The organism is Bacillus smithii, from assembly GCF_001050115.1.
Classification (GTDB): Bacteria; Bacillota; Bacilli; order Bacillales; family DSM-4216; genus Bacillus_O; species Bacillus_O smithii.
On the sequence record NZ_CP012024.1, the window covers coordinates 213,139 to 237,505 of the forward strand.

The following is a 24,367-nucleotide window of genomic DNA, read 5'->3' on the forward strand; positions in this document are numbered from 1 at the left end:
AACCAAAAACCAAAGAAAGAAAGGTGTCACCATTATGATAACGAAAAAAGAGTATTTTGCGCAATTACCAAAAGAAATAAAAGACGGATTTTCTGAATTACAAATTGGTAATCATTTAAGAAAAGCAGGAATTATCAAGGCTTGTGGTTATTCTTGTTTATCGATTTTTCAACTATTATTTCTTCTTGTTTTTCAATACAGAAACTGGTACCACGCCTTACAAAGCAAAAAGGCTGCCGATTTACCAGGAAAAGATACCATTTATCGTTTTTTGAACTCGTCTACGTATAACTGGAGAACCTTTTTACTATCTCTGAGCTCCGAAGTGATTCGTCGTGTGAAACAAACGATTTCGAAGCGCCGTGTTACCGTGTTTATTGTAGACGATTCGATTTATTCTCGTAACCGTAGTAAATCGGTTGAGCTTCTAGCTAAAGTATTCGATCATTCCACTCGTCAGTTTGTCAATGGTTTTCAACTATTAACGCTCGGATGGTCCGATGGCTTTACATTTGTACCTATCGATTTCGCTCTTTTGAGTTCAGCGAACCAAAAGAATCGCTTGAACGAAATCCATTCGTCCATTGATAAACGAACCACAGGCTACAAACGACGGCTCGAGGCATTGGAAGCAAAACCAAACATGGTGTTGAAATTAGTAGAACATGCATTGGATAAAGGAATTTTCGCTGATTATGTGCTCATGGATACATGGTTTACTCATGCCCCGTTGGTGGAGAAGATTCACTCCAAAGGCCTTTTTGTCATTGGTATGGTCAAACAGCTGAAACAACGGTATCTTTTCAACGGAGAACGTTTAACCTTGGAACAACTGTATCGAAAAGCGAAACGAGACATTGGCAAAAAAGAAACACTCGGCTCGATTCACGCAACCCTTCATACGGGTTTACCAGTGAAAATCGTGTTTGTGCGGAATCGAAACAACCAAAGTGAATGGCTAGCCATTTTGAGTACAGATACCACGCTGTCTAATGAAGAAATCGTTCGAATCTATGGGATGCGTTGGGACATTGAAACCTTTTTTAAATTCAGTAAATCGTTTTTACATTTAGCCAAAGAGTTTCAAGGTCGTTCCTATGACATGATGATTAGCCATACTACCATTGTCTTCACTCGGTATATCTTGATTGCTTGGCAACTTCGGAAAGAAGAGGATCCGAAGACCATGGGCAACTTATTCTTGTTTCTATGTGACGAAGTAAAGGAGATGGACTTTAAAACGGCTTTACTACAATTGATTTCTCTTTTCCAAACTTTGGCTGAAGCTAAGGTTTATTTGAGTATGGACATTTTTCAGTGTCAACTGTCCAATTGGATTACTTCTTTACCTCGTTATATCAAGGACTGTCTCCATATTTCTGTGTGCGAAAGTTGAGTAAGTAATATTAGTTTGATAGGGGGCTCGATTTCCTTGTCATTTTCCAATTTATATAGAAATTCTTCTTGCGGAAGCCCGCTATATTCATTTTCTGTGGCTTCGATCACACTTGTGAATAATATTTTGGCATTATTTACTTTTTGCAACTTTTTTTTTAAATGGTTTCTTAGTACTACTTCAGGGATTGTTTTGACTTTGCTGCTAGAAAAACCGGGAACCTTTAATTTTACCATTTTTGTCGTTTCTAATAAAATTTTTTTTGACATTAACTCGATCACTTGTTCAACAAAAGAGCTCTCATACATTTCCTTTGGAAGTTGTTTCATTGTATTCGCCCCTTCATATCCTTTGTATAAAGATTTCAATACCTTCAATATCTGCTTTTTTGACAATAATTATCAAGTTTCTCATAAATTCATCTAATACCTCCATTTTTTACATATGATTATAGCATTTTTAAGCGTTCACCATCCAAAGTTTGTCGAAAACCTTGTCATGGTATAACCCATTTTAGCTAAAAATGACATTTCCTTCCAACGAGAAATTTAAAAGCAAGAAAACCGTTTTATGGAATGTAGTAAAAGGGCTCTTTGCGCTATAATAAGAAAAATTCATTAGTTTAAATTCTTTGTATAATGATTGTGGCCATAAGCTTTTTTTATTTGAAATGTTCACGCTTTTAGGTGTATCCATTTTTTTGAAAAAACGAAACTGAATGTCCAAGAGTTAGGGACGAAAAAAACTGGCATTCGTAACGTATTTTGCAACGTCGAATCAGAGCATTATTTGAAATAGAGAAAAGGAGTGAGATTCCATGAACTTTCAAGATCAAGTGGTGGTTGTAACGGGAGCGGGGAGCGGAATTGGCAAATCCGTCGCAGAACAATATGCGAAAAAAGGGGCAAAAGTGGTCATCGCTGAGCTGAATGTAGAGACAGGAAATGAAGTTGCCAGACAAATCAAAACGCAAGGCGGAGAAGCGGTTTCTATTCAAATCGATGTGCGTGAACCGAATGATATTATCCACTTATTTCAGAAAACCAATGAAATGTACGGCAAGGTGAATATTTTAATTAATAATGCCGGAGTTTCTCGATGGAAAGATCCGCTAGAGCTGACAGTGGAAGAGTGGGAAGATATCATCCATACGAATTTGAGGAGTGTCTTTCTCTGTTCACGTGAAGCGGCAAAATATATGAAAAAGAATGAAAATGGCGGTGCGATTGTGAATATGGCTTCGACTCGCGCCTTTATGTCGGAGCCTCACTCAGAAGCTTATGCGGCGACGAAAGGTGGAATCGTTGCATTATCTCATGCGTTGGCTGTTTCATTTAGCCCTTATCATATTCGTGTCAATTCCATAAGTCCGGGTTGGATTGAAACGAAAAATTACGAGAATTTGAACGAAATCGATCACTCTCAACATCCTGCGGGGCGAGTGGGCCGACCTATTGACATTGCGAAAGGCTGTTTTTATTTAACCGATCCTGAGAATGACTTTATTACTGGACAAAACATTGTTATAGACGGTGGCATGACGATCAAAATGATCTATGAAGAATAAAGTTTGAGTTTTGGAATATAGTTGTGATGGACACGGCAATAGAATATGGAGAGGAGGGCGCCCCGAAAGTGGAAAGATGGGGCACCCTCTTCATTTTTAGATCAATTATTTTGCAGAATGATTAGCCTTTACGAGATAAGCACAAACCCGCATTTTATCCGCCCTCACAGTTTCTTTTGTTCAACCAAACTGTAAAATATTCACTTTTATAACTTCAATCGGGTAAAATGAAACCATTTTCCAGTATATGCGTAGAAATATGATAAGGGAAAGGAGAGTGGAAATGGGATCGATCATACTATTATCCATTATCATTGCTTTTGGTACAGCGGTGCTTGTTGTACCGTTAACGGGGGGAAATGAAAAAGGAAAGCCATACATAACGGGGAAAGGGAAGTTCTTTATAAGCATCGTCGCGGTTGTTTTTATCGTGGCCGTTATCGTGTATTATGTGACGAACATCGACCGCAACTGGACGGCTTTATGGCCGTTGTTCATGATAACGACTTTATTCGGGTTTTTCTTGGCGGATGGGAAAGAACGGCTCATCAAAGGGGTTCTCTTTTTAGGAAGTTTAATCGTGGCTGTCTATATGCTTTCAGCGCCATTATGGAATGCGAATGAAAAATATAAAGTTGCCAAAATGGATCAAAAAGTAGATATAGAACCGTTTGATGAAAAAGAGAAGCCAGCCAGTGTTCCGCCTAAATTTGCGCGGAATAAAATGAAAAAAGCGTTTGGGCAAGTTCCGAATGCGAGCTATTATGAGCTGGGAAATTTGCAAATTCAAAAAGTAAAGGGCGAATATGTATATATCGCACCGGTAGAGTTTTCTGGTTTTTTTAAATGGTGGAAAGGGAAAGTGACCCCCGGCTACTTTATGATGAGCGCGACCAATGCAGACGATAATCCGAAATTTGTGAAAAGAGAAATGGCGTATACACCATCTTCTTTCTTTCAAAAAAATGTAGAACGGCATATGCGCTTAAAATACCCGACGAAAATTTTTTATGGCGACCCGCAGTTAGAAATTGACGATGAGGGAAAACCTTATTACATTCGTACGTACGGGCATTTTATCTCGGCACGGAATGGTTTTCAAACAACAGGAGTCGTTGTCGTCGATCCGGCAACGGGTGCTACAAAATCCTATTCTTTGAAGAAAGTGCCGGCTTTTATAGATGGCGCAGTATCTCCTGAGGCTGTCAGTTTGCAAAATCGTTATTTTGGTAAATACGTTCATGGTTTTTGGAACAGTATTTTCGGAAAAAGAGATGTCAAATTACCAACTGATGAAGGAACCGAAGCCAATGTAAGTCCTGTTTTTGATGATCATGGAAATATGTACTACTTTACCGATTTCACAAGTCCTAAAAAAGATGTTGACTCCATGCTCGGCTATTCATTGACCAATGGCAGAACGGGAAAAGCGACGTATTATACAGGGAACTTACAGGAATCGTATATGGATTCACAAGGAGATTTGCAAATTATCGAGAAAAAATTTATTGAGAAAAAATGGAAAGGTTCGATGCCGATTCTTTATAATTTTTACGGTGAAGCAAGTTGGTTAACACCTGTGCTAGATTCGAACGGCTTTTTGCAAAAATATTTCATCGTCTCTGCTGCCAACCCTGAAGTATCTGTATACGCAGACACACCAAATGAAGCACTAAAAATGTACAAAACGGCTCTTCAACGCAGCGACAGCACCGTAAACGGCAGTTCAAAAGCAGATGCTAAAACCGTTGCTGGCACGGTTGTACGTGTATTTAAAGAAAGAGTGGGTGATTATACGAACGTATCATTCTTATTGAACAATAAAGAGAATTTTGTTGTCAGCTCAGAACTTGTTCCGCTCGCTATTTACTTGCAGCCGGGAGATCGAGTAAATGTGAAATATTTAAATACGGGAGAACTATTTTTGCCAGTAAAAGAGATGACGATTAAAGGTCTCGAAAAATAAGGAAAAGTGTTTTTGTTCTTTGAGAGATAGAGATACAACTTGCCGCTTCCTTTTGATAGATTAGATGTTTGTGGGGTTCAAACAGATCAAGTCTGAAATCGAGGGAGCGGCAAGTTTTTATTTATGTTAGTGGTGATGCTTAAACTACTTTCGCTTTAGAGATTCGTCGGCATATGGAAGTGGGTTTTTAACAGGGAAATCACTTAGAAAGTGGAATAAGTAGAAAGAAGTTTTTTGCTCGATTTATTATTGGAAATTTCGGAAAATATAAAATCTTTCTATTGATAAATAAATTGTTTCATGATATATTTCAATATAAATCTACTAATCCTAGAAAAGCGGATACTCGATACAAAAATCTCCAAGTGACCGCTTGTGAGTCATTTGTATTGCCTGTATTGCGCTTTAAGGAGAAGGTTCCAATGCATTATGATTCTGATACCATTTACATTATCGGGGATGCTAAGGCACCTCTAAATAACCCCATTACGAAACATTTTAATCAATATTTTATAGGATTAGTGGTAGATCGTACGAGTGGAAAAATTGTGGATGTAGAATGTTCCGCTACCATTCGATTAACTGTGCAGTTCCTTAAATCTATTTTTGTCGGAAAAAATATAGAAGATCCTGTATTAATACAAGAAATTAGTCAACGTTATTTTGGTTCCTCACAAAAGGCGCTTATCGTTGCTTTTCAAGATGCGCAGAAAAAATATAAGCAAATTGTAGCTGCTTTGTCTACATAAACCTAGACAAAATCCAGCCTGACGAAAAGTTGGGCTGGTTTTTATTTTGTTAAGGAGGCGAAATGGGTGATCAAAGACGGCTTTATGTATTTAAGTGTGTTGGTTGCATTTGCGGCTCTTATGGTTGGTATTGAAAGAAGATTCAAAGGGAATCGTATTTTGAAATTTATTCCGGGAATTGTACTGATTTATATTGGAGCAGCACTCATGCAAACGTTTGGCGTCTTTGCTAATAATGAGTCGATTGATGGAGTCTACAATCAAGTCAAAGGGGCATTATTGCCCGCGATGCTTATGCTCATGCTGTTAAAATGTGATATTCGAAGTATAGCAAAATTAGGCCCTAGAATGTTAGGAGGTTTCGTCGTTGCCGTTATCAGTATTTTTTTAGGTTTCGTCATCGTTTACGCACTCTTTAAGCCATTTTATGTGGCGGATACTTGGAAAGCATTTGGTGCTTTGTCGGGTAGTTGGACGGGTGGTTCAGCCAATATGGTGGCCCTTCAAGGAATTCTCAATGTTCCTGAAAATATTTTTGGATATGCATTAATGATGGATACGATTAATTATGCGGTGTGGGTGATGTTTATGTTTTGGCTTGTTCCATTTGCTGATTCTTTTAACAGATGGACAAAGGCTGATGTGAGTTTTATTCAAAAAGGTTTTAATGAAGTCGCTGCTACTGACGAAAAAGACGCGCAAGGAACGCAATTTCATCATTTATTGTACTTATTAGGAATTGGCTTGCTTGTTTCGGCTTTATCCACTTATTTAGGCAATCTCTTGCCGGAAGTGGGAGCGGTGATCAACGCTACGAGCTGGACCATTATGATTGCTTCTGTTGTTGGCCTCATTTTAGCTGTCACTCCTGTTGCCAAAATACCTGGAATTTTGGATGTATCGAATGTGATGCTTTATATAGTTGTGGCATTGATCGCATCACGTTCCGATTTTTCAAACTTAACACAAGCTCCAATTTATATCATTTCAGGATTTTTCATTATGTTGATCCATCTTATAATCATGCTTTTATTAGGTAAATTATTTAAATATGACTTATTTACTTTAGGAGTCGCTAGCTTAGCCAATATTGGGGGGATGGCTTCTGCCCCGATGCTAGCCGCGGCATACAATCGAGCGTTAATTCCTATAGGGGTGATTATGGCTTTATTGGGTGCTTTTATAGGAACGTATTTTGGAATGTTGGTAGCGAAAGTTTTGGCCATGATCTAATGGAACCATCAGGCATATAGAAAGGAAGAGATTTTGTGCGGATTGATAGTTTGAAGATTAGTCGCGAAAAGACCAGATTGCACACCCCTTTTAAAACCGCTTTAAGAACAGCTGTTGAGATAGATTGTATTCAGGTGGAAATTACGCTCCATAACGGAATAAAGGGGAGAGGGGAAGCATCTCCGACATATGTGATTACGGGTGATTCTACTGAAAGCATTGAAGCTGCTTTAAATGGCCCTATTCGTGAGGCGCTCATTGGATTGGATATTTTCCATTTTCAGGAGGCGCTAAAACGAATACAAGCATGTTGCGTGGGAAATACAAGCGCAAAAGCGGCAGCCGATATAGCTTTATTTGATGCTTATTGCAAATTATGGAATATACCATTGTTTTCGTTCCTTGGTGATCAAAAGCCTATTCAGACGTGTATGACCATCGGTGTTGATGAACCAGAGGCCATGGCAGCAACCGCGTTGGAGAAGGTGAAAGAAGGATTCCGTATTTTAAAATTGAAAGTCGGAGAAGATCCAAAGCTGGATATGGCAAGAATCAAAGCCATTATAAAGACTGTTTCAGATGATATTAAGTTAAGATTAGACGCCAATCAAGGATGGACGCCAAAACAGGCAGTAAAGCTTATTCGCGAATTACAACAAGAAGACTTTCCTATCGAATTTATCGAACAACCCGTAAAGGCGCAGGATTTAGAAGGACTAAAGTTTGTAACGGAGCGGGTAGATATTCCGATTATGGCGGATGAAAGTGTTTTTTCTGCAAGAGATGCTCTAAAAATTGTATCCGGCCATTATGCAGATTTATTGAACATAAAATTAATGAAATGCGGTGGGATCAGTGAGGCGATCAAAATAGCCAGTATGGCCGAAGCAGCAGGAGTAGCCTGTATGATTGGAAGTATGATAGAGTCGCCTCAATCAGTAGGAGCAGCAGCTCATTTAGCGGCTGCTCATCCAAATATTCAATATTTTGATTTGGATGCTCCGCTTTGGTTATCCACGGAACCTCAATATTTAATATACGAGGGGGAAAATATTACATTACCAAATAAACCTGGCATTGGAACCGTTTCCTAGTGAAAAGGGGGAGGAGAAATGAAAAGAGCCGTGATTTATTTGGTCATTTTATTTGTATTAGCGGTTGGATTTAGTCAAACTGTACAGGCGAAAGAAAAAGACCCGGTTGTTGGAAATTCTGCCTATATTGATGTGTCAGTCGCCACCTTATGGACGGCGCCCAATATTTTACGGCCAGTTGATTTACCTTCTGCCACTAATCCTGTTGACATGCGAAAATGGACATCTTCTATGACTTTAGAGGAGCAGCTGCAATTATCAGATGATGGTATGCTGGAGACCCAAGCTTTGTACGGAAATAAAGTGACGATTCTTGAAAGAAACGGAGACTGGGTGAAAGTGGCTGTCGAGGGACAACCAACCCCTCGAAATGAACTTGGATATCCGGGATGGATGCCTGTTCATCAATTGACTTATAACAAGAAATTTGCAAGAAGTGAACAAAAACCGTTTGTGATGGTAGAATCGCCAACGACCTTTCTCTATCAAAATGCTTCCTTGAAAAAGAAAGGAATGGAAATTAGTTTTAATACAAGATTGCCTTATGTCTCGGAAACAAAGAAAGCCTTTAAAGTTCTGCAGCCTAATGGAAAATATGCATGGATTTCTAAGTCGGATAGTCAGTTTTATCAATCTGAAAAAGCCATACCAAAGCCTACGGGTGAAGAGTTAGTGAATACAGGGAAGAAATTTCTTGGCCTCCATTATTTATGGGCAGGCATGAGTGGGTTTGGATTTGATTGTTCAGGATTTACTTTTACCATTTATCAATCTCATGGCATTACAATACCTAGAGATTCAAGCGTACAAGCACAATATGGTCAATCAGTGCCATTAAACGAATTACAACCGGGTGATTTGCTATTCTTCGCATACGATGAGGGGAAAGGGAAAGTTCATCATGTGGCGATGTATGCCGGAAATGGTATGATGATTCATTCTCCCAATTCTAAAAAGAACGTAGAAATAATTCCTGTCCATACACCAGGTTATTATGACGAATTGTCTGGAGCAAAAAGATATATTCCGGAGCCATAAAAACCGTTCAAAATTTAGAATGGAAGTGTTGAATGGAGTAAAAAAGCTTCCATTCTTTTTTTATGATTTTATCTTTTTGTAAATGATGGCATAATAGCCATTCAATTTATTTTATTAATTGGTTTACATTGGAAAAAGATTCATAAACGGAAAAACAAATCATGGTGGAGTATTGAAGTTTTGGTTGACTCTCCCGTTGCGTGATACTTTATATTGAGTAGCAAGGAGGCAAGTCGATGGGAATGAAAGTGAAAGAAGTAGCGGATTTAGTGGGGATTAGTGTTCGTACGCTGCATTATTATGATGAAATCGGATTATTAGTTCCAGAGGAGACAACCGAATCAGGATATCGCTTGTACTCGGATGAAAATCTTGAAACACTGCAGCAAATTTTATTTTTTAAAGAACTAGGATTTCCATTAAAAAAAATTAAGGACATCATTTATAATCCTTCTTTTGATCGGCAAGAAGCGTTGGAGCTGCAACGACAAATGTTGATGGAGAAACGAGAGCGGCTTGATCAAATGATCGCCACGATTGAGAAAACGATTAAACATATGAAAGGAGAAATACAAATGTCCAACAAAGAAAAATTTGAAGGATTTGACTTTCGTCATCATCCATACGAAGAGGAAGCGCGGAAACGTTGGGGCGATGAAGCGGTGGATAGAGCGAATGCGAAAGTGCGGAACATGACTAAAGAAGAACAAAAAGCGTTGTCGCAAGAAATGGAATCGATTTATCAAAAACTTGCGGCTCTCCGTCATCAGTCGCCAGAATCCGAAGAAGCACAAGCGGCCATTAAAGAATGGCATGATTTTTTGAACAACCACTTCAATCAATATTATACACTTGATGTATTTAAAGGATTAGGTCAGCTGTATGTCGAGGATGAACGATTCACGAAAAATATTGATCAGTATGGTGAAGGCCTTGCGGAATTTATGCGTGATGCCATGCGCATTTTTGCAGATAAGAACAAAAAATAATGGGTGATTCTGTTTGAACCCGTCTACTAATATTAGATTTCATAATGGTGTGCATTACTTATCATGTCTTCAAAGCCGATTTGTTATAAACCAAAAAAATTGAGAAAAAGGATATCGTTCATTTGGGAATTCAATGGGTTTATCCTTTAATTTCACAAAACCAGATGATAAGCAAAAGGCAAGAATATTTCTGGGTAAAGAATGAGAAAAGTGGGTGTATGATAATCATTTTGGAAGGCCCATTCCATTACCGCAGAAAATATTCTTAAAAAGAATGGCTTTGCAATAAGCTTCTATTTATCGAATCTGAATTTTTTCAAATCATCAGCACCTGAATCATTAACTGACCGGTATGGCTGTCTTCTTTTTCCCGGAACGATTGGTTAAATCGTTATTTCTGTTTTTGGTTTGCTTAGTCTGGATTCAATCTTTTCAAGAACTTTTTCTAGTTTTTCAAGCGGTACTTCCGTGCTTTCTGAAATATTTTTCAAATCTTGATAGGAAAGTCCTTTTGAACTGCGGAGAAGATTCTTTTGCTCATGGTCATGCAATAAAATTTGAACTGAATCAGGTCTTGAATAATGACCTAATCCGTCAAAGACTACTTTTGCAGCCTTAATCTCATTGGCATGGCAATCGGCGTAAACAATCGTATCATCGTGATAAACGGGTCCGGCGATATATTCGCCAAATGGATTGACAATGGCAGCTCCGCCTACAGCCCAACTAAAATCCATCTCTGGACTATCAATGAAATGTTTATGTTCAGGTTCAAAATCTTGTTCTCTCAACAAACCGGCTACACTGATCACAAAGCTTCCCGATTCAAAAGCGTATTCTCGAATGGCAAACTGCAAATCACAAGGATCTCCAGGTTCTGTTGTAGAATGGAATATTCGACCTTTTCTTTCACCGTTATTGGTCTTTTGTCCGAACGTCCAAGTTCCAGGCCAATTGGCGATATGGAATTCTTCGCCCATCAACATTTGGGCCGCTCTTACTAAAATCGTATGGTGTTCCCAGCAAATAAGCGATCCGATTCGTGCAATATCGGTTTGATACACATTGAGATCACTGCCGTCGCCCCGTCCCCAGTAAGTCCTTTCAGTGTAAGTAGGCATTAATTTACGGTGACGTCCTAATATGGAGCCATCAGGACCAAAAAGGATTTGACAATTATATAATGTGCGTGCTCCATCCGTATCATCGATTTCGTTAACTCCCATTACACAATAGACCCCTGCTTCCCGACAAGCTTTTCCGATGATTTCCGTGTCTTCACTTGGTATGGCAACAGAGTTGTTTTGAAGGGCAATATTCCACTCAGCCCATTCATCTATTTGGCTGGCGTAACCAGCTTTGTAATAGGCGGGAAAGACGGGAATATAGGTTTCTGAGAACGCTACTAATTTCGCTCCGTTCGCCCCTGCTTCTTTGATCCTTTTACAGGCTACTTCAATCGATTTTTCTTTGTTGAATACAATTTGAGGGGCTTGTACTGCCGCTACACGCACTGTTTCATGGCCTCCGAAAACGGATTTGTTCAACTTTTCGTTTCTAATTTTTCCCGTAATTGTCTCCTTCTTCAAATATTAGGATCAACCCAATTCTATTCCGAAAATTCTGAATTTACAATTCGTTACTCGAACATTTACAATTTATTAACAAAGGATACTAGAATTAAAAAAAGAAAGGATGGGTATCTCCCTTTTTATTTAGCTTTTCATCGTTCTATTTTGGCCTCTTAGGCTTTCTGTGTATGGCAAGTGTCGAAGGAGCAGTGTTAACCGATCTTTCTATCCGTGCGTACTTTTAACATTACACTGCCAAATATCTTACGGATTATTTTTACTTCGATAACGAGTCAATACAGACTTTACGGCTTCTGCGATTTCTTGATAGCCTGTACATCTGCATATATTGGATTCAAGCCATTCTTTTATCATTTCATCGGTTGCATCCGGGTGCTGCTTCAATAGCGCATGACAATTCATAATAAATCCTGGAGTACAGTATCCGCATTGAAAAGCAAACTTTTCAACAAATGCTTTTTGTATAGGCGTGCCGTCTAATCCTTCAATCGTTGTCATTTTTTTGCCAACAGCCTCAATGGCCAGCATAAGACAAGATTTCATTGGCATATCATCTACATTAATCGTACAAGCCCCGCAATCTCCGTTTAGACATCCAGGTTTTGCACCCGTTAATCCTAATTGACTTCGGAGAACATATAGCAGTGTATCCGCGGGTCTAAAAGTGGCCATTCTTTTTTCTCCATTCACATCTAAAGTAGCGCTTATTTGAAACATATGATCATTGTGCATGCTCCTCCCCCTCCAGCGCGGTGAATATTTCTTGAAGTGTATTTTTGAAAACGAATATCCGATATTCCGATGACCCCTCTGTATCATTAAGAATGGGGGTTGGCAGATGATGAATGGCATGCTCGATTCTTGTTTCGAGAGGTAGTTGTGTTTGATTTAAATCATCCTCTATTTGTTTAGATCGAAAAGGAAAGGGACATAATCCGCTAAAAGCTGTCCGTATACCTTCTTTCGTTTTCATCGCTGCAATGGTCACAAGTGGATAGCCGGTATCCCATTGCCTTCGTTTTTTTATACTGACAGATGGTACTGAAAGATCATTCCGGTTGGTGACGATTTGCACAAGGAACTCTCCTGTTTGCAAGCGAAGTTGTTTGTAAAAAACATCTTGTATAGGAACACGCTTTATTCCGGATGGACCTGCAATCACTACTTGGCTATTCGTTAGCAGAAAAGGCAAAACCGCTTCACGATAAAAAATTTTCCCGCAAATATTTCCTCCTAAAGTAATCTTGTTTCGTGCTGTATGATCAGCCACTTCACTGGCTGTTTTGCTCAACAATGGAAACACATTCGCTTTTTCTATTTCGGTTAAAGTGAGTGCAGCTCCCATCACAAGATGGTATTCGTCCAACTGCAGCACCTTGCATTCAGGAATGTCATGAATGTCGATCACTGCTCCGGGAGTGACGAGATTCAATCTACCGAGCGTAATAATCTCCGTTCCCCCTGAAAAGTAGATCGGCCTCTTTTTTTGAATTTGTAATGTATAAAATAATTGAACTGCTTCGTTAAGCGTGGAGGGCTTATAGTATTCAAAGTCAAACGAAATCATTTTGTACCCCTTTCTTTCTTCTCCAAATGAATTCAGGGACAAGCGGCAATTGATTGAGCTGGACTCCAGCGGCAACGGATAAACTGTTGGCTAGCGCTGCCGGCATACCTAATATTCCATGTTCCCCAATGCCGCGTGCACCATATGGAGCATCAAGCTGAGGAGTTTCAACAAAATCTACTATATATTCTGGATTTTCGCCGTAATGAATCGGTCTATATGTTCGAAGCTGAGAATTTTGAATTCTTCCATAGCGGTCAAAAATAAATGTTTCTCTGCCGGCAAAAGATAGTCCCATGCTCATGGCGCCCATCACTTGGCCTTTGGCTGCTTTTTCATTTAATACTTTTCCGATATCAATCACGGAAATCGCTTTGATCACTCGATAGGTAAAATCTTTTTTATCAAATTCAATTTCTACTCCTTGTGCCCCTACCGTCCATTCAGGACCTGGCTGACCTGCACCCGTATCAGGATCCAGATGAGTCATATGTCTTAAAATGTAATTTCCTCTTCCGATCACTTGTCCTCCGATTGCATTTCCGTTCGGATATTGATAGCCGTACGCCACGTCTTTTATATCAATGCCCACTTTTGGATCATCTCTTAAAAATATTCTTCCAAACCCAACCTCAAGATCTTCAGCAGAACATCTCAAAATACAGGAAGCGATCTCTTTTAGCTGTCGGATGGCATCGTCAGCTGCTGCCAAAACTGCCCGTCCTGCCATAAATGTCCCCCGGCTGGCAACCGTTTTCCAATGTTCGGGAGTCGTTTGTGTATTAACTTTCATTTGAACATGAATTTGATCTATGCTCATTTTCATGCGTTCAGCAAGAATTTGAGCCAAGATCGTCTTCGTGCCTGTTCCAATCTCTACCACACCAGAAATGAGGTTTATGCTACCATCTCGATTGAACGTTAAAATAACGCCCGAACTGGCATCGAGGTCGATGGTAGACGTTTTCCAAATACAGCTGACACCTTTCACGCGAACTTTTCGTTCATCGATTTCCATTATTGGTTTTTCGTCCCAATTTATTAATTCTTTTAGGCGATGAATGCATTTTGGCAAATTTCCTAGATTACTGTTATTAAGAAGGACTTGAGTGGGTGTTGTATGTCCGGGAAGTATAGCGTTTTTTAGACGCAGCTCAAGCGGGTCCATCCCGAGCTTCTCCGCCAGAATGTCCATGGTTCGTTCAAAAGCAAATAATACCTCGGAATGGCTAAATCCTCTGAAGGCTGTGGCGTAAGGATGATTGGTATACATGCACAAAGAGTCGCACCATACATTTTCGATATGATAAGGACCTGTACAGTCAACGGCACCGGCCCTGCTGATATCCGTCGATTTATCAGAATAAGCACCGCCATCAAATAAATAAACAATCTCCGCGGCTTTCAGTAATCCGTCTCGGGTGCAGCCGAGTTTTACGCGGGCATCGAGCCCTATATGGCATGGGGCCGTTAATATATCTTCTTCTCGTGAATAAATGAGTTTTACCCGCCTGCCTCCTGTGGCTTTAGAAGCTAGAAATGCCAGGATCTCCCATTGGACGGAGGCTTTTCCGCCATAGGCCCCTCCTACTAATGGAGTATTTACAACAATTTTGCCGAGGTCTATATTGAAATATCGGCTGATCCATTTTTTAATCATAAAGGGAGCTTGCGAGGAAGAAGTGATATGCACATAGCCGTCACGGTGAATTTCGGCGATGGCACATCTCGTTTCCATCGCCGCATGATCGGATGGAGAAAATGAAAAATTTTCTTCAACGATCAAATCGCTTTCCAACCACCCTTTTTCCATGTTACCTTTGCGTATTTTGGTTCGGTTGGCGATATTCGTATTTGGTTCCGGATAAACACCTTGGGTACGCTGATAGGTATCGAGTTTTTCGTGTACAAGGGGCGCATCGCTTTTCAGTGCCTCGGATGGGGAATTAACTACTGGAAGAGGTTTATAGGCTACTTTTATTAAATCCGCTGCTCGCTTGGCCAAAACCGGATGATCGGCAACGACGAGGGCTACCGGTTCTCCGTAGTAACGGACTTTTCCAACAGCAATGGGAGGACGGTCTTGTATCTCTTCACCAATAAGCGGAAGTTCGGGAGATCCGGTTAGAATGGCTCGAACACCTGGCACTTTTTGAGCTTCTGACGTATCAATTTTTTCTATTTTTGCGTGGCCATAAGGACTGATCACCATTTTGACATGCAACATGTCCGTTGATTGTTCATCCGCTGTATATTTTGCTTTTCCTGAAACTTTATCCAGGGCTTCTTTTCGGTAAATGCTTTTACCGATGATATTCAATTTACTTTTCCACCTTTCTTCTAAATGTTAACGGTCATTGAATTTCTGAATATATGAACCTGTTTTGATAATCGTCCGATCAATCTTTTTTTTATTGCAGGAAAATGGGGAAGGGGAATGGAATAAAAGGTTTAACTCATCCCATTTCAATTTAAAAAAATATCCCTGTAAGGGATCTTCTATATACTTAAACATATATTTTAGACGATTATTCTTTATTCCAAATGCTTCATTAAATGACTGAAATGGATTATTTACACTGTTTTGTTGTATAAAGGGAATATTGAATAAATTGGCCTGGGAGAAAGGAACAGGATGTTTAAATAAGAGCAACAGAATGAATGCAGAATTTTTTTAAACAAGTTTTCGGCGGGGGGAGAGGGTGGAGGGAAGCAAAATGATAGAAAGATGGAAAAAGAGTGCGAGGCGGATAAGGAGAGAACTTCGTGTGCTGTATTAGCAATTTGACAACTGGTTTTTATTCCAATTTTTGGTATACATATGATCTGATCATCGTTCCTGTTGGAATCGTTCTTCTGTTAAAAATAATTGCAGGCGGTGTGTTGGGAGATTGTCCACATTTTCATATCGGGAATAAACGAATAGGAACGTTATATGAATGTAAATAGTCATTTTTGAAATAAAAAAGGGCGGAATGGAAACTTCCGCCATCATCAAGAATACTTATGAATTGAATGACTTTTCATCGATTTTTCCATTCAAGCAATACTTCCAGCAAATGGAGAAAGATTTTTTGATTTTCAATGCTCTGTGTTTGTAAGCGAGTGATGATTTGGGACAGTGTGTATTCTTGAGAGTTAGGATTTGGGTGGATTGAACGAAAGAGGTCTTCTAAAGAAATCTCCAGAGCCTTAGCAACCTTTTCGATGCTTTCCAGAGTGGCATTCTTTTCACCTCTTTCCAATTGTCCTATATATGTAGCGTGTAGATTGGCTATATCAGCTAATTCTTCCTGGCTCAATCCCTTTTCTTTTCGAAAAGTTCGAATCCGCTCTCCAATAATCCTTGGCAATTCACTCATATTTTACCACCTCTTAGGTAACTGTAGCTTTAATCATTAAGCTTCCCAAGATACCATAGATATTCAAAATAAATTATGATATACTATAAATAGTATTTTCTGGGAAGGGACGAGATGCCTATTTTATGTAGCAACCATGTCGAATGACGTCGAAATGACTAGAATTTAGGCATATCCGCCCATGATTTTGTTCTTAAATATCTTGATCCAAAATGGAATTTCAAATGATGGTATAGGTGCAATTTATTTTGGTCCCAAAACAATCAGAATTCTTTTAAGGACAGCATAGAGATGCTGTAAGAGAAGAATGTTGGAATGATGTCTAATGAATGGGCAAGTGTAAGGATATGAAGTTGAATTTGATGGGCGGGAAAATGACGGCGCCAATGAAAAGACGGTTATAGTTGTTCTGTGATCGTGACTTCATTAAGTCACGGATAAAATGATGGATGAATTTTTTCTTCTTTTGCTCCTTTCTTTTTAATTTTCGCTAAAACTCAAGAGAATTTTTCTTTTCTTATCGAAGCAATAGGTTTAAAATGATCAAAGTATAAAAAATAATTTCTGGAATAATAAGGGTATTGCTAATGCAATGAACCATTTTGCAAAATCATTGAAAGTTCATTACGGACAGTCACTATTGTAAGACGATGCCAAACAGTCAAAAATCTTAATAAAAGAAAGGGTAAGGGCTTAAAATAATTGGATTAAAGGAATAACAATGATAAAACGAAAGTTCATGTATGCATTTATTTTGTTGTCTTTGTCAATCGTTTTGGTGGTGAATTACTATTCGTCTTTGGAATCGTTATGGATGCTTATCTTGATCCCTGCTGTTACGACCGTCATCTTATGCCCAACGTGGAAAGCAGCCATAACGGTTGGATTTTCAAGCTTCATTTTGATGGTGATAACCGAATTTGTATTTCATCGGGTACAACCTTCATTTCGGGATGCGGTTCATCTTATGATCACAGGAGCAGTGGAATGGATTATATTCATGACGGCTTCTTTTTTTCAAATCAGAACTGCAAAGATGATCGCGGAATTGGGAAATCTTGCATTAACAGACCCGCTCACTAAAATTTATAATCGCAGATATTTAGATTTGAATTTGGAAAAGAGCAGTTTGTTTCCAAACAAAGAACAGTCGATGACGTTGATCTTGTTTGATATCGACTATTTCAAAGCCATTAACGACACATTTGGCCACAATGCAGGAGATATGGTCTTAAAAAAAGTATGTAGAGTCGTTAAGGAAATCATTCGTGAATCTGACATATTTGTTCGAACGGGTGGAGAAGAGTTTCTGATTTTTTTGCAGGATTGTTCATTAGAACAAGGCATTAAACTCGCCGAGCGCATTCGAAAGACAGTGGAAGAGACGGACTTTGTATATAAAGACAAACGGATATATGTAACGATCAGTGTGGGGGTCTCAAAATACAGCAAAGAGAAAGACTTGAAAGAGTTTACGGAGAAAGCGGATCAGGCTTTGTATCAAGCAAAAGAAACGGGACGCAACAAAGTGGTTGTCATTTAAAAAAGAATGATTTTGAAAAAATGTTGAGATTGGGATCTTTGGAAGGGTAGTCAAATGATCTCCCATCTTTTTTTTTCTGTAAAAAGACGGGTCAGAAGGTAGACCAAAGTGGATAGTCTTACTTCTCGAAATTTCTTTGAGAATACGTTAGAAATATGGTCAAAACGTGAGAATCGTGTTTTCTGAATGAGAAAGTATTAGGAAATGGCTTTTTCTTTTCATTTGGTCGAAAAACATTTCCGGAGAATAAGCATCCTGTATTTTTGAAATATTCGATTATTATGTAATCTACAAAGACATGTTGCCTTTTTAAAAATATGGCAAATAAATTATAACAGTATATGGAAGAAAATAAAAAGAGAAAGTACTCGTTCATTTGTGCGGTCAACTGCAAAAAAGATCTCGAATATGGTCGAAAAGGCTGGCTCCAACCGAGTCAGCTTTTTTCTAAACATAGGTATTGGGAGTTTTTTACTGATCTTTTCTGAAGATGATGCTTCTTTTTGTCGTTTTTTCGAAAAATTCTAACGAAATCTGTTTTCAATGGTACAATATAAAAAACAAATGATTTACACGGCACGTTCGAAACGCTGACAGGAATTTTGATTAAAGAAGCAAAAGAAATCGTCAGATGGTTCATGGACAGTCCCCATTCTTTAAAAGTTTCGGAGGTGTTTTCGGGTGAAGATACGGCGGGAAGGGGTCAAAGAATTATGGAAACGCTTTATTTTTGAAAATGAATTAGATGATGAACTTTCTCCCATAGTGAAAGAGTCATGGATTCGATCAAAAAAATGGAAAGTCAACCCTTTTCAAGCGTTCGGTCCTATCAAAAAAATCGAAATCGAACGATATCAATCTCTTATTGATTGGGCCATGCCGTTAATGGAAGGGCTTTATTCCATCGTAAAGGGTTCCGGCTTTTTAGTCATCCTTTGCAACGAAAAAGGTCAGCTGTTAAAATCGATCGGTGACCCGGACACGTTGTTAATGGCTGAACAAATCGGTTTTGTGGAAGGAGCCGATTGGAGCGAACAATCCGTCGGCACCAATGCGATTGGCACATCCATTGTCATGGATCAGCCCATTCAAATTTTTGCAGAGGAACATTATTCCGAAATTTGTCAATCTTGGACTTGTTCCGCTGCGCCGATCCATGATTCAAAAGGCAATATTATCGGCGTTTTAAATGTATCCGGTCCTTATGAAAAAGTGCATCCTCACACATTGGGAATGGTCGTTTCAGCGGTTAAAGCGATAGAGTATCAAATGGCATTGAATGAAAATGCGGAAAAAAATATTATGATGCAAAGATTTCTTGAAGCGACCACCAACAATATGAAAGAAAGCATTCTCATCACCGACACGGAAGGAAACATTATTAAAGCGAACGAACAACTGAAGAAACTGCTGAATCTTGACCCATCCGGTTTGGAAGGAAAAAAGATCCAAGAAATTTTTACAAATCAAACGATCGTTTCCAATGGTCCCATCTATCTTCAAAATGAAGAACTGCATGTTGCAGTCCGGCCATCAAGAAAAAACTATCATGTTATGGTTGATAAAATCCCCATTTATAAAGACAAACAATGGATCGGTTCGATGATCATGATGAAAGAAATTCATAAAGTGCGTCAATTTGTGAATCATTTATCCGGAAATCAAGCCAAAATTACATTCGATGATATTATTGGGCAGCATCCCCTTTTTATTCAAAAAATTCAAGAAGCGAAATTAGCGGCAAGGACGGATTCAAACGTTTTAATATTGGGAGAAAGCGGAACGGGGAAAGAAATGTTCGCACAAGCCATTCATCATGAAAGTGATCGAAGAAACAAACCGTTCATTGCCATCAACTGTGGTGGAATTCCCCGTGATCTTCTGGGCAGTGAATTATTTAGCTATGTCGACGGTGCTTTTACCGGGGCCAAAAAAGGAGGAAGTGCGGGGAAGTTTGAACTGGCCGACGGCGGCACTCTGTTTTTAGATGAAATAGGAGAAATGTCTTTGGAAATGCAGGTTCTTCTTTTACGGGTTATCCAAGAAAAAGAAGTGATGCGGATCGGCGGCCATAAAGTCATACCGGTAGATGTCCGAATTATCGCCGCTACGAACAAAAATCTTCGCGAGGAAGTCCAAAAGGGGAGCTTTAGAGAAGATTTATTTTTTCGGCTCCATGTCATGCCCATTACCTTGCCCCCTTTACGAGAAAGAAAAGAGGACATCCCGCTTCTGATCCGCCATTTTATTGATAAACTGAGCAAAAAATTAAACAAGCCGTTTCCGGACATCAGACCGGATTTTTTGCAAGCACTACTTCAATACGATTGGCCGGGGAACATACGAGAATTGCAAAATATTATAGAAAGAACGTTAAATCGACAGACAAAGCCGGTTTTATCGGCAAAAGATTTGCCGGAGGAAGTATTCCATCTGTTTTCCGGGCAAAAAGAAGAAAAGTCGTTCATGCATAAAGAGGATATAAAAAAACAGGCTATTCTTCAGGCGTTATGCCTATTTCATGGAAATGTCACAAAAGCAGCCAAGCATTTAGGCATTTCCAGAAGCACGTTTTACAGACAAATGAGAAAATTTCACATTACTTATTAAAGCAATTGTTTCATTTTGTATCACATTGTTTCAATATGTTGCAACAAAGTGTTCCATTTTGGAACACTTTGTTTGAAAAATAAGAGTGAAAACGAATATCAAGGAAAAAGCGTTTCCATTTATTCCGGGGAAAATAATAAAATAATTCGTATTTTTCGACAATATGCGGTTTTTTTCTTATTTTTTGGCACATTTATTGCACTATCAACCAATGAAAGCGTTTTATTTCCGCAAAGGAGGAGAGCAAGTTGACGATTTCCAGGGAACATCTTATTTGGATGTATGAAACGATGTACAAGATTCGTTATTACGAGGACAAAATGGCAGAAGCTTATGCCGAAGGAAAAAATCCTGTCTTTAATATCGGTGCAGGGCCTGTACCGGGTGAAATGCATCTGGCAACAGGGCAGGAACCGGCCGCAGTTGGTATATGTATTCATTTAACAAAAGAAGACACTGTTTCGTCTCCACATCGTCCGCATCATCATGCCATCGCAAAAGGGGTTGATTTGAACAGAATGACAGCTGAAATTTTTGGAAAAGCGACTGGGCTCGGAAAAGGCAAAGGCGGACACATGCATTTATTTGATCCGAATGTGAAATTTTCTTGCGGAGGAATTGTAGGCGCCGGCATTCCACATGCATTGGGGGCGGCCCTTGCAGCGAAGAAAAAAGGAACGGATTCCGTAGCGGTGGCTTTTATTGGGGAAGGAGCTGCCAACCAAGGGGCTTTTCATGAGTCATTAAATATGGCGGCATTGTGGAATTTGCCTCTTATTGTTGTCATTGAAAACAATCAATACGGAATTTCTGTTCCAAAGTCATCATCCACATCCGTCTCCTCCAACGCTATAAGAGCCGCCGCTTATGGAATTCAGGGATATTATGTGGAAGAGAATGATCCGATCGAAATGTATAAAGTGTCAAAAGAGGTGGTAGAAAAAGCAAGAAAAAATGGAGAACCAGCCATCATTGAAATTGAAACGTACCGTTATTTAGGACATTTCCAAGGAGATCCTGAAGTTTACAGAGATAAAAACGAAGTGACTTTACTGAGGGAAAAAGATCCGATTGTCCGAATGCGCTCCATCTTATTGACAGAACACGGAATAGAAGACATGCAGCTGGCGGAATTGGAACAAAGAGCGAAGCAAGAAGTCGATGCTGCTTATCAGTTCGCGCGTGAAAGTAAATATCCTGAACCGGAAGATGCTTTAAAAGACTTATTTGTCTAATGATGGAAAGAAAGGAGCGGTCCAAAATGCAAAAAACAAAACAGCGTTTGTTATCAGGAAATAAAGCAGTGGCAGAAGCGATTCGGTTAGAGTTGGAAAGAGATCCGAACGTGTTTGTGATGGGAGAGGACGTGGGCGCATACGGAGGGATATTTGGAGCAACGGAAGGATTATTTCAAAAGTTTGGTCCTGAAAGAATCATGGATACACCGATTTCTGAAACCGCTTTTATCGGAGCGGCCGTTGGAGCTGCTGCAGATGGAATGCGGCCGATCGTTGAATTAATGTTCGTCGATTTCTTTGGTGTTTGTATGGACCAAATTTATAACCATATGGCCAAAATTCCGTATATGTCAGGCGGTCGAATCAAGCTTCCGATGGTGCTGATGACCGGTGTCGGCGGAGGATACAACGATGCTGCTCAGCATTCCCAAACCTTATACGCCACTTTTGCCCATCTGCCGGGAATGAAAGTGGTGGCGCCTTCGACTCCGTATGACTTGAAAGGCTTGATGATTTCCGCCATCCGGGACGATAATCCGGTCGTCTTTATGTTTCATAAAACATTGCAAGGACTGGGCTGGATGGATCAATTGGACGCATCCGTCGGACATGTCCCGGAAGAAGCGTATACAGTTCCGATCGGCAAAGCCAAAGTGGTAAGAGAAGGAACCGACATCACAATTGTGGGCATTCAAATGACGGTTCATCACGCTTTAGAAGCAGCGAAAAAGTTGGAGCAGCAAGGAATTCAGGCAGAAGTCATCGATTTGCGTTCGCTCGTACCTTTAGATCGCGAAACGATTCTTCAGTCGCTTAAAAAGACACATCGCTTATTGGTCGTTGATGAAGATTATTTATCATATGGCATGACTTCAGAAATTGCAGCCATTGCGGCAGAAGACGGTTTATATGATTTGGATGCACCTGTCAAAAGATTGGCCGTTCCGGATGTGCCGATTCCATACAGCCGTCCACTTGAACAATTTGTTTTGCCGAATGCCGATAAAATTTTTCACGAAGCCATCAAGCTAGTAAATGAATAAAATGGATTTTTCATACAGGAGGTAGCCATGTCAATCTCAGTTCAATTGCCTCGACTATCCGATACTCATGATGAAAGTTTGATCACCTTTTGGCATGTTTCAGAAGGGGATGAAGTCAAAAAAGACGATACGATCGTGGAAGTTCAAACCGAAAAAGCCGTTTCGGAAATTCAAGCTCCGGAGTCGGGGATCATAAAAGAAATCAGGAAAAAAAGAGGCGATACAGCTGCCATCGGGGATGTATTGGCCATCATTGAAACCGTCGAGGAAACGGTTCAGTCTGATTCAACAGAGGAACAGCAAAAGTCTCTACAAGACGTTCATGTAGAGAAAAAAGCGACCCCGCGCGTCAAAAAGTTGGCGAAAGAACTTGGGGTGGATTGGCGTCTTGTCACGCCCACCGGTCCTAACGGTAAAGTCACGGAAGAAGATATTAGGAACGCAGTACAAAAAAGCACCGATGAAAAGCCGTCCAACCGATTCTTTATCGCGGCTCCGTCTGTACGCAAATTTGCCAGAGAACACAATGTGAACCTTGAGGAAGTGACTCCGAGCGGGCCAAACGGAAGAATCGTAAAAAGTGATATTGAAGCGGTCTTGGCCAATCGAAAATTACAACAGGCAGAGGCGGAACAGGAAGCGGCGGCCGGCAAGGAAACAACGAATGAAGAAGTCATCCCGCAAGGCCAGCGAAGAATACCGCTTTCCGGCATACGAAAAGTGATAGCAAAAGCCATGGTTCATTCGAAGTCCGTCATTCCGCATGTTACTCATTTCGACGAGGCCAATGTCACAAAGCTTGTTTCCCACCGCCAAAGGGTAAAACCGTTTGCAGAAGAAGAAGGCATCAAATTGACGTATTTAGCTTACACAGTTAAAGCATTAACGGCCGTTCTTAAAAAATACCCGATGCTTAATGCTTCGTTGGACGATGAACGCGATGAAATCATTTTGAAGCATGAATACCATATCGGTTTTGCAGCGGACACCGATCATGGTCTTGTCGTTCCGGTCATTCGACATGCAGACAAAAAGTCGTTGTTTCAAATCGCCAAAGAGATCCAAGAACTTGCGAAAAAAGCAAGAGATGGATCGATCAAAGCCGATGAAATGACAGGAGCCACTTGCACAATATCCAATATCGGATCGGTAGACGGTTCTTGGTTTACTCCAATTATCAATCATCCGGAATCATGTATTTTAGGCATTGGCAGAATGGAGAAAAAACCGATCGTAGTTCATGATTCGATTGACATTGCTTCGATGATGGCTTTGTCCCTCAGCTACGACCATCGCCTGATCGACGGCGTTTTAGCTCAAAAAGCTTTAAATGAACTGAAAAAATATTTAAGCGAACCGGATTTGTTATTTGTTCAGTAA

At 39.9% G+C, this 24,367-nt stretch carries 20 protein-coding genes; 14 read left to right on the forward strand and 6 right to left on the reverse strand.

Annotated elements, in window-relative coordinates:
* The first annotated feature begins 34 nt into the window (after positions 1–34).
* Positions 35–1,396, forward strand: coding sequence for an IS4 family transposase (locus BSM4216_RS01075; protein WP_003353499.1), 1,362 nt, complete (start codon positions 35–37; stop codon positions 1,394–1,396).
* Here BSM4216_RS01075 and BSM4216_RS01080 read toward each other — a convergent pair.
* Positions 1,354–1,725 (reverse strand): hypothetical protein, encoded by a 372-nt coding sequence (locus tag BSM4216_RS01080; protein WP_156179191.1) that lies wholly within the window; start codon positions 1,723–1,725, stop codon positions 1,354–1,356. The genes BSM4216_RS01075 and BSM4216_RS01080 overlap by 43 nt on opposite strands.
* Before the next feature lie 488 nt (positions 1,726–2,213).
* Here BSM4216_RS01080 and BSM4216_RS01085 point away from each other — a divergent pair, with 488 nt between their 5' ends.
* From BSM4216_RS01085 to BSM4216_RS01115, 7 genes are all read left to right on the forward strand, one after another.
* Positions 2,214–2,963: an SDR family NAD(P)-dependent oxidoreductase gene (locus BSM4216_RS01085; RefSeq protein ID WP_048622419.1), complete on the forward strand. Its 750-nt coding sequence runs from the start codon at positions 2,214–2,216 to the stop codon at positions 2,961–2,963.
* 283 nt (positions 2,964–3,246) lie between these two features.
* Positions 3,247–4,929: a hypothetical protein gene (locus BSM4216_RS01090; protein ID WP_048622420.1), complete on the forward strand. Its 1,683-nt coding sequence runs from the start codon at positions 3,247–3,249 to the stop codon at positions 4,927–4,929.
* 422 nt (positions 4,930–5,351) lie between these two features.
* Positions 5,352–5,678, forward strand: a complete 327-nt coding sequence (locus tag BSM4216_RS01095) for a DUF3870 domain-containing protein (protein ID WP_048622421.1) — start codon at positions 5,352–5,354, stop codon at positions 5,676–5,678.
* Positions 5,679–5,744: 66 nt separating this feature from the next.
* Entirely contained in the window at positions 5,745–6,911 is a 1,167-nt protein-coding gene (locus BSM4216_RS01100) for a DUF819 family protein (RefSeq protein WP_048622422.1), read from the forward strand.
* Between the two features lie 35 nt (positions 6,912–6,946).
* The gene (locus BSM4216_RS01105; protein ID WP_048622423.1) at positions 6,947–8,005 is read left to right on the forward strand and encodes a dipeptide epimerase; all 1,059 of its coding nucleotides are present in this window, start codon (positions 6,947–6,949) and stop codon (positions 8,003–8,005) included.
* Between the two features lie 18 nt (positions 8,006–8,023).
* Positions 8,024–9,043 (forward strand): C40 family peptidase, encoded by a 1,020-nt coding sequence (locus tag BSM4216_RS01110; RefSeq protein ID WP_048622424.1) that lies wholly within the window; start codon positions 8,024–8,026, stop codon positions 9,041–9,043.
* A 236-nt stretch (positions 9,044–9,279) separates the two neighbouring features.
* Complete coding sequence (locus BSM4216_RS01115; protein WP_048622425.1) at positions 9,280–10,032, forward strand: MerR family transcriptional regulator; 753 nt, start codon at positions 9,280–9,282, stop codon at positions 10,030–10,032.
* A gap of 383 nt (positions 10,033–10,415) precedes the next feature.
* Here BSM4216_RS01115 and BSM4216_RS01120 read toward each other — a convergent pair whose 3' ends face one another.
* From BSM4216_RS01120 to BSM4216_RS01135, 4 genes are all read right to left on the reverse strand, one after another.
* The gene (locus BSM4216_RS01120) at positions 10,416–11,621 is read right to left on the reverse strand and encodes a carbon-nitrogen hydrolase family protein (protein ID WP_048622426.1); all 1,206 of its coding nucleotides are present in this window, start codon (positions 11,619–11,621) and stop codon (positions 10,416–10,418) included.
* Between the two features lie 246 nt (positions 11,622–11,867).
* A complete protein-coding gene (locus tag BSM4216_RS01125) occupies positions 11,868–12,356 on the reverse strand; it encodes a (2Fe-2S)-binding protein (RefSeq protein ID WP_244878025.1) in 489 nt (162 codons plus the stop codon).
* Positions 12,346–13,191 (reverse strand): FAD binding domain-containing protein, encoded by an 846-nt coding sequence (locus BSM4216_RS01130; protein ID WP_048622427.1) that lies wholly within the window; start codon positions 13,189–13,191, stop codon positions 12,346–12,348. The genes BSM4216_RS01125 and BSM4216_RS01130 overlap by 11 nt, the downstream gene beginning before the upstream one ends.
* Positions 13,178–15,511: a xanthine dehydrogenase family protein molybdopterin-binding subunit gene (locus BSM4216_RS01135; protein WP_048622428.1), complete on the reverse strand. Its 2,334-nt coding sequence runs from the start codon at positions 15,509–15,511 to the stop codon at positions 13,178–13,180. The genes BSM4216_RS01130 and BSM4216_RS01135 overlap by 14 nt, the downstream gene beginning before the upstream one ends.
* 446 nt (positions 15,512–15,957) lie before the next feature.
* Between BSM4216_RS01135 and BSM4216_RS01140 the strand changes: the two genes are divergently transcribed.
* A complete protein-coding gene (locus BSM4216_RS01140) occupies positions 15,958–16,140 on the forward strand; it encodes a hypothetical protein (protein ID WP_048622429.1) in 183 nt (60 codons plus the stop codon).
* A gap of 74 nt (positions 16,141–16,214) precedes the next feature.
* On the opposite strand, the gene BSM4216_RS01145 is transcribed toward BSM4216_RS01140, so the two are convergent.
* Positions 16,215–16,553: a helix-turn-helix domain-containing protein gene (locus BSM4216_RS01145; RefSeq protein ID WP_003353068.1), complete on the reverse strand. Its 339-nt coding sequence runs from the start codon at positions 16,551–16,553 to the stop codon at positions 16,215–16,217.
* 721 nt (positions 16,554–17,274) lie between these two features.
* Between BSM4216_RS01145 and BSM4216_RS01150 the strand changes: the two genes are divergently transcribed.
* The 5 genes from BSM4216_RS01150 (at position 17,275) to BSM4216_RS01180 (ending at position 24,367) form a co-directional block, all read left to right on the forward strand.
* The gene (locus tag BSM4216_RS01150) at positions 17,275–18,096 is read left to right on the forward strand and encodes a GGDEF domain-containing protein (RefSeq protein WP_048622430.1); all 822 of its coding nucleotides are present in this window, start codon (positions 17,275–17,277) and stop codon (positions 18,094–18,096) included.
* A 681-nt stretch (positions 18,097–18,777) separates the two neighbouring features.
* A complete protein-coding gene (locus BSM4216_RS01160) occupies positions 18,778–20,706 on the forward strand; it encodes a sigma-54-dependent Fis family transcriptional regulator (protein WP_048622432.1) in 1,929 nt (642 codons plus the stop codon).
* A 248-nt stretch (positions 20,707–20,954) separates the two neighbouring features.
* The gene (locus BSM4216_RS01170; RefSeq protein WP_048622434.1) at positions 20,955–21,941 is read left to right on the forward strand and encodes a thiamine pyrophosphate-dependent dehydrogenase E1 component subunit alpha; all 987 of its coding nucleotides are present in this window, start codon (positions 20,955–20,957) and stop codon (positions 21,939–21,941) included.
* Between the two features lie 26 nt (positions 21,942–21,967).
* Positions 21,968–22,987, forward strand: coding sequence for an alpha-ketoacid dehydrogenase subunit beta (locus BSM4216_RS01175; RefSeq protein WP_048622435.1), 1,020 nt, complete (start codon positions 21,968–21,970; stop codon positions 22,985–22,987).
* 27 nt (positions 22,988–23,014) lie between these two features.
* Complete coding sequence (locus BSM4216_RS01180) at positions 23,015–24,367, forward strand: dihydrolipoamide acetyltransferase family protein (RefSeq protein ID WP_048622436.1); 1,353 nt, start codon at positions 23,015–23,017, stop codon at positions 24,365–24,367.